Genomic DNA, 7,100 nt, shown 5'->3' with positions numbered 1-7,100 from the left:
TCAGACCCAATCGGCTTCCTTGTTTGAAAGATCAGCGTACCTGCGTAACTCCTTAAAACCATCAGACATCAAAAACATCCGATGATCGCAAGGCCAACGCCGCCTACGCTTCCCTTCCTTCAATAATCAAATTGTCAAAGAACCATTCGCCAGTCAGCAAATGCGGCCTAAAAGCCTTCAACCAAAGACGCCGAACCACTTCCCTGTTGCCAGGTCGATGCGGCAAAGTTGTTTGGTAGAACCAACAGCGAGGAGCGCCGTGTTGGCGGCGCCGCCGTCGATGGAGGGCGTTATACGCATGGCCTGAAGATGAGTCAACACTCTTTGTCAAAAAAGATTCACACAAGCCAAAACGTACGGATTCCCTTATCTAAATCATCGATTTAGTCCCGGAGCCTTGTCTTCTCCCGCGATTTTTTTCGATTTCTTTTTGTCTTTTTTGCTCCGGGAATACGGGAATGCCCACAGCCTCCCGTATGAGCCCCCTTATAAAGAAGACACGTAGCCCTATTGCGACCACAGAACCGACAAATTCTGCTCGTAACCCACCACCTCGAAGCGGTTCCCCTGGTGGGCATCCGTGCAGAAACAATTGACGATTTAAATCAAACACTGCATGTAGCAGGATCTGTTATGTTTAGCACCGCTGAAACATACTGGCCGTGGCCCAGGGCTGCGGGCTTCGGATTCACGCGATAGCTTAAAAGGACCGGACAGGTATTAATGCATTTGGGGCCCTTCCATAGCGCGCAGACCCTACGTATAGAGTTAGGTGAAGAGCCGCCGCTGCGCGGCTACGAAGGCCGCAGTGGCATGTCCGACCGTCGGCAGGTGTCTTTGCGCTGGTTTGCAGGTACCGTCCTGACAGGCGTGACATCACTTGTATTGATGGGTGGAGCCCTCATGGCGGCACTCGACGGTCAATATAGTGTGGAAGCCGCACCCTCGTCCGGTGCATTTCTGAACGGCTTTGCCCTGTCCAGCGGTGGCGCCAAGGGCGATCGCGTCCTGCGCACCGCAGCCGAATACTCCAGCAAGCATGTCATCGACGTTAATGTGGTCACCCGCGAAGGTGACAGGGATCATATTCGGGTCCAGCCGCATGTCTTCGTCAGCGCAACGCTTGCAACCCGCAAGGATCCGGAACTCGCGGAGCGCATTCCCCCGTTCAATCCGTTGAACATGTTCGCTGACAATAACGACGATGATGGCGGCATCAGTGTTGCCGAAACCGGCACTCCGCTTCCAGCCGATTCCATCTATGGCGCAAAGCTGGAAAGCGAAGTCAGCATTTCGCTTGCCCCCTTCCCGACTTCCAGCGGGGACATAGACCTCGACCGGACGCCGTCCGAAACCGAAGTTGAGCTTGCCGTTCGCGAAACCGCGCGCACTCTTTCTATTGACGCTGTCGAAATGGCGGCAAAATCCCTGGTTGATCCGGGCCGCTTCGATTTCAATCTGGCCCTGCAGCCTGATCTGGAACGCTACGCCGTGCGCATCACGCCGGAGAATGTTTCCTTCGTGTCCAAACAGGATGAGGACATCCGCTTTGCCGGAATGGACGAAAGCATCGTTCCCGTAACCAAGGACCAGGATCTGGTCGACGTCATGATGGATTATGACGCGACCGAAGATGAAGCACTTGCAATCTCGACCGCCTTCTCAAGCCTGTTCGGCATTTCGGACCTGACTGAAGGACAAAGATTGCGGATCGCCTACGCACCGTCGCCGGACGATCTGGAGCGGATGCGTCCTGAACGCGTCAGCCTTTATGAGAATACGGAGCACCGCGCTACGGTCGCCCGCTCGGACAGCGGCGCCTATATTGAGGCCAAGGAACCCAGCACGTTCCTTGCTGATGCCTTTGAAGAAGCCGACCGTGTTTCCTACGGTGGCCCGACCCCCGCAATCTACGACAGCCTCTACCAGACGGCTCTCGAACAGGACATGCCTGAAGAGATCATCAACGATCTGGTGCGGATGTTCTCCTTTGACGTCGACTTCAATGCGCGGGTTCAGCCGGGCGATGCCCTTGAGCTGTTCTTCACCGACGGCGACGACAACAGCCCGCCGAAGATCCTGTATGCCGCGCTCAACACCGGCAACACCACACGGGAATTCTACCGGTTCCGCACGCCAGACGACGGCGTGACCGATTTTTATGATGACACCGGTCAGAGCGCCAAGAAGTTTCTTATCCGCAAACCGCTCAATGGCGGCAAGTTCCGCTCCGGTTTCGGCATGCGCCGCCACCCGATCCATGGCTACACCAAGATGCACCGCGGTGTGGACTGGTCTGCGTCGCGCGGAACGCCGATCATGGCGGCCGGGAACGGCACAATCGTCAAGGCCGGCTGGAGCTCCGGCTATGGCCGCCGTATCGAGCTGCAGCACACGAACGGCTACACCACGACCTATAACCACATGAGTGGTTTTGGCAGCGGCATCCGTGAAGGATCCAAGGTCACGCAGGGCCAGATCATCGGATATGTCGGCTCCACCGGCCTGTCGACAGGCCCGCACCTGCACTATGAAGTGCTCGTCAACGGCCGTTACATGGATCCGATGCGTATCAAGCTGCCGAAGGGCCGTACGCTGGATGGTGAAATGCGCACAGCGTTCGAAACCGAGCGCTACCGCGTCGACACCTTGCTGGACCGTGTCCGCAAGCCGTCGCGGATCGCTGCCATCAACTGACACTCCTGAAAAACAAAGTTCGGCCGGGGCCTTGGTGCCCCGGCCGAACTTGTTCATGCCTGCACTCCAGACAGGCTTCGATCATTCAGTCACCGCCTGAGGGACCGGCACCAGCTTGACGCCGGCGACAATCAACCTGCCGCTCATCCAGCTTCCGAAACTTCCTTCTGTCGTGCCTGGTCGCGGCGCAGAGCCATGTAGATCGCCGGGATCACCAGAACCGTCAGGATCGTCGATGATGCCAGACCGAACAGCAGCGAGATCGCCAGCCCCTGAAAAATCGGATCGGTCAGGATAACTGCAGCGCCGATCATGGCGGCAAGCGCTGTCAACAGGATCGGCTTGAAGCGGATTGCCCCGGCTTCCAGCAGAACGTCCAGAAGCGGTTTGTCGGGCGTGCGCGAATGCTGGATAAAATCGACCAGCAATATGGAGTTGCGCACGATGATGCCGGCAAGCGCAATGAAGCCGATCATCGATGTCGCCGTGAATGGCGCAGCAAACAGCCAGTGCCCCAGCATGATGCCGATCAGCGTCAGCGGAATTGGCGTCAGGATCACGAGCGGCAGTTTGAAGGAACCGAACTGGGCCACCACCAGGAAGTAGATGCCCAGGATCGCCACCATGAAGGCACCTCCCATGTCCCGAAAAGTGACCCAGGTGACTTCCCACTCGCCATCCCAGAGCAGGGTTGGCCGCGTTTCGTCTTCGGGCTGACCATGGAACGAGATCACCGGTTCCCCGTCAGGTCCCCAATCCATGTCCTGGATCTTTTGTCCAACAGCCAGCATCCCGTAAACCGGTGCTTCGAACGCACCAGCCAGTTCGCCGGTTACCATTTCAACCGCACGCCCGTTGTGACGGAACACCGGAAAGGATGTCTTTTCCCTGCGAACCGTCACCACGTCGCCAAGCTCGATCACGCCCCGGCCTCCGGGCAATGCATTGGCCGGCACCGGCGTTGCAAGCACCGCTTCACCGATCACCATGTCGCCCTTTGCTAGATGGATCCGGATCGGGATTGGATAACGCGCCCGGCCCCGGTGCGAATAACCGACCTCCGTTCCACCATAGAGGCGCCGGACGGTGTCGAAGACATCGCCCTGCTCGACCCGGTGATATTCAAGCCGGTCCTGATCGATGGCGATGCGCACCCGGTCGGCCTGGGTTCCAAAGGAATCGTCGACATCCACGATGAACGGCACGTCCTCGAAGGCCTGGCGAACCTTGCTTGCAACCGCGCGCCTGGTTTCGGCATCGGGCCCATAGATTTCCGCAAGCAGCGTCGCCAGAACCGGCGGCCCCGGGGGCGGCTCCACCACCTTCAACACAGTACCGGCGGGTAGGTCGAGACCTGCCAGCATCTCGCGGATATCCAGCGCGATGTCATGACTGGTCCGGTCCCGCTCCCCCTTCTCGGTGAGATTGATCTGCACGTCACCCTGTTCAGGCAGTGCCCGCAGATAGTAGTGGCGAACCAGTCCGTTGAAATTGAAAGGCGATGCAGTGCCGGCATAAGTCTGGAACGACAGGATTTCAGGCACCTCTCCCAAACGGGCGACAATTTCCTGAAGAACCCTGTCCGTGTCCTCGACCGAAGACCCTTCCGGCAGATCGGCAAGCACCTGCAGCTCCGCCTTGTTGTCGAATGGAAGCAGTTTCACCGTAACGTCGGTGGTATAGAACAGCGCAAGCGAACCGATTGTGCAGACGCCGACAATCAGCAGAAAGCCCCAGGCGCGCAGACGCGAACCGATCAACGGTCTGGCGACCTTCGCGTAAATACGACCCAGAGCCCCGCCATGTGCCGCAGGCGCATGGGAATGGCCTCCGCCGCGGCCAGCGAATTTCATCATCAGCCAGGGTGTCAGCATCACGGCAACAAAGAACGAAAACAGCATCGCTGCCGAAGCATTGGCGGGAATCGGCGCCATATAGGGGCCCATCAAGCCTGAAACGAACAGCATCGGCAAAAGGGCGACGATGACCGTCAGCGTTGCGATGATGGTCGGATTGCCGACTTCCGCCACCGCTTCCACCGCGGCTTGCGTCCGGCTGCGATCATCCGACATGCCCCAGTGCCGGGCGATGTTCTCGATCACCACGATGGCGTCGTCCACCAGGATGCCGATGGAAAAGATCAGGGCAAACAGGCTGACACGGTTGATGGTGTAGCCCATCAGATAGGCTGCAAAGAGCGTGAGCAGGATCGTCGTCGGGATCACCACCAGCGTCACCAGCGCTTCGCGCCAGCCGATCGCCAGTGCGATCAGGACGACAATGGAGACTGTCGCAAGCCCAAGATGGAACAGCAGTTCATTGGCTTTTTCATTGGCGGTCTCACCGTAGTTCCGGGTGATCTCCATATCCACGCCTTCGGGAAAGAGATCTCCGCGAATTGCTTCAAGCCTTGAAACGATTTCATCGGAAATCACCACCGCATTGGTGCCCGGTCGTTTGCCAATGGCCAGCGACACCGCCGGGGCCACGGTCAATGCTCCATCTTGCTTGCGAATATGGGCGACCCTGTGCTCTGCCGGTTGAGTGGCAAGGTCGATGCGGGCGACATCACGCACATAAACGGGCCGGGCATCACGAGCGGTCAGGAAGAGATTTCCGATCTCTTCGGCCGATTGCAACGTCTCCCCTGCGACCAGAACGCGCTGCTCTCCGGCTTCGCGAACATAGCCTGCGCGGAAGGACTTGTTGGCGCCCTCGATCTTGGCAGCCAGCTGCTGCAGAGTGATGCCGTAAAGCGACAGTTTTTCCGGGTCAGGTTCAACGCGAATGGCTTCCGGCTGCTCCCCGACGATGAACGTGAGACCGATGTCCGAGAGTTTGGCGATTTCGGTCTGAAGTTCACGCGCAATCCGGGTCAACCCGTTTGCCGTCCACCGTTCGGCGCCCCCTGGTGTCGGTGTCAGCGTAACGACGACAATGGCGACATCATCAATACCCCGGCCAACAATCAACGGCTCCGGAATGCCGACGGGGATCCGGTCCATGTTGGCGCGGATCTTTTCGTGCACGCGCAAGATGGCAGCGTCCGCGTCGGTCCCGACGAGAAACCGTGCCGTTACCAGCACACGGTCGTCCTGGGTCTGGGAATAGATATGCTCGACACCATCGATCGCCTTGACGATCGTCTCCAGCGGTTCCGTCACCAGTTTGACCGCATCATCCGCATTGAGGCCGTTGGCTTCCACATGAATATCGACCATCGGCACGGAGATTTGCGGTTCTTCTTCACGTGGCAGGGCAACAAGAGCAATCAGCCCGAGGGCAAGGGAAGCCATCAGGAACAGCGGGGTGAGCGGTGACCCGATGAAGGATCGGGTCAGCCATCCGGCAAGACCGAGTTTCATGGCACCAACACCCGATCACCGGCACGCAGTCCTGTCAGGATTTCGACCAGAACCGTCCCGTCGTGAAGAACATTTGCGCCTGGAACCACGGCGACATCCTGGGTCCCAGCCGCAACGGCAATCTGCACGTAATCGACACCATGCCGGATCGAAAGAGCAGCTTCCGGCACCGCAATAACCTGACGCTCGCCGACGGGCACATGAACAAGGGTTCGTTCGTTGACGAAATAGTCTCCCAGGCCATCGACATCGACATCCGCCGTCACCCGGCCTTCGGTAATTTCGGGATAGACCTTCACGATCGTTCCGAAGGTTTGCCGGGTTGCGGTGCTCCCGGTCTCCGCAGCCTCTGGCTTGGGGTCAAGACCACGTCCACCCAGCAGGACTTTCGCCCCTGAGGTTATTTGGGCGGCATGACGCTCCGGAATGGAGAGACGCAGGAAGTATCGGCCGCTGGCAATCCGGGCGACCTCCTCTCCCGGCAGAATGACCGAGCCTTCCGTGACCGGCACTGTCAGAACGCGTCCGGCATTGGGGGCCAGGATCTCGCCTTCGCTGGCACGCTGGCGTACGACCGCCATCTCCGATTCCGCCGCGACGGTCTGGTTGGTGACCACATCGAATTGTGTGCGCACCTGGTCCAGCCGGCTTTGTGCCGCGCTGCCACGGGCAACCAGTTGCTCCACACGCTCCAACTCGGTGCGGGCATTGTGAAGCTGGGAGCGCAGAACCTCGATCCGGGCCTCCGCAGCCCCCAGCTCGAGTGCAATTTTCTCGTCAACGACCAGGGCAATGACCTGGTCAGCTGACACGACATCGCCCTCGCGCACGGAAATTGTCTTGATGGTTCCGCCAATGCGGGCGCGGGCTGGAACAACCGTTCGGCTTTTGACCTCGGCAAATACCGCCTTGGTTTCCGGTACGGTGATCGGCTCGGCCAGAAATTCACCGGCACGAGCCACCGGCGCGGCACCCGACGCTGCAGCCAGCGTCAAAAGAAAGAAAATGAAGATACCGCGTCTCATATTGTCCTCCACC

3 protein-coding genes are annotated in these 7,100 nt (G+C 58.9%); 1 reads left to right on the top strand and 2 read right to left on the bottom strand.

Translation table 11 applies throughout. From position 1 onward, the window contains the following. Positions 1 to 723: 723 nt before the first annotated feature. Entirely contained in the window at positions 724 to 2,697 is a 1,974-nt protein-coding gene (locus tag ACYQ6M_RS26155) for a M23 family metallopeptidase (protein ID WP_075284182.1), read from the top strand. A 143-nt stretch (positions 2,698 to 2,840) separates the two neighbouring features. Here ACYQ6M_RS26155 and ACYQ6M_RS26150 read toward each other — a convergent pair whose 3' ends face one another. Beyond that, entirely contained in the window at positions 2,841 to 6,062 is a 3,222-nt protein-coding gene (locus tag ACYQ6M_RS26150; RefSeq protein ID WP_460076444.1) for an efflux RND transporter permease subunit, read from the bottom strand. Further along, complete coding sequence (locus ACYQ6M_RS26145; protein WP_460076442.1) at positions 6,059 to 7,087, bottom strand: efflux RND transporter periplasmic adaptor subunit; 1,029 nt, start codon at positions 7,085 to 7,087, stop codon at positions 6,059 to 6,061. The genes ACYQ6M_RS26150 and ACYQ6M_RS26145 overlap by 4 nt, the downstream gene beginning before the upstream one ends. Positions 7,088 to 7,100: the final 13 nt, after the last annotated feature.

This window comes from Roseibium sp. ROS1, from assembly GCF_054658215.1.
The sequence above is the reverse complement of the archived record's forward strand: the minus strand, read 5'-3'. Positions and strand labels throughout refer to the sequence as shown.